Genomic DNA, 427 nt, shown 5'->3' with positions numbered 1-427 from the left:
ATGAGCTGGATCTTGACGGGTGATCTGGAGAAAGAAGGGGAACAAGAGGTGATGAACGTGTTTCCGAATATAAAAGCAGATGTGTTAAAGGTGGGGCATCATGGGAGCAAAGGCTCTACCGGTGAAGAATTCATCAAACAGCTTCAGCCGAAAACGGCCATTATCTCAGCCGGGAAAAACAATCGGTATTACCATCCTCATCAAGAAGTTCTGCAGATATTACAGAGACATTCTATCCGTGTGCTGCGTACAGATCAAAACGGAACGATCCAATATAGATATCAAAACAGAGTTGGAACCTTTTCTGTCTATCCTCCATATGATACATCAGATATAACAGAGACGAACTAAAAAAAGACTGCCGAGAAATCAGCAGCCCGGGCAGTCGCTGTTATGAACCAACCAGGTGAATAACCGTTGCCATGAC

General features: G+C 44.3%; 1 protein-coding gene. It reads left to right on the top strand.

Features of this window, described 5'->3' with window-relative positions; translation table 11 throughout:
* On the top strand, positions 1 to 351 hold a 351-nt coding region (locus tag RVS70_RS22640; protein WP_414617190.1), incomplete at its 5' end, for an MBL fold metallo-hydrolase.
* Positions 352 to 427 lie beyond the last annotated feature (76 nt).

Source organism: Virgibacillus sp. M23, assembly GCF_034190895.1.
Taxonomy (GTDB): domain Bacteria; phylum Bacillota; class Bacilli; order Bacillales; family Amphibacillaceae; genus Virgibacillus; species Virgibacillus salarius.
Note: the sequence above shows the minus strand (reverse complement) of the source record. Positions and strands in the feature narration are given on the sequence as shown.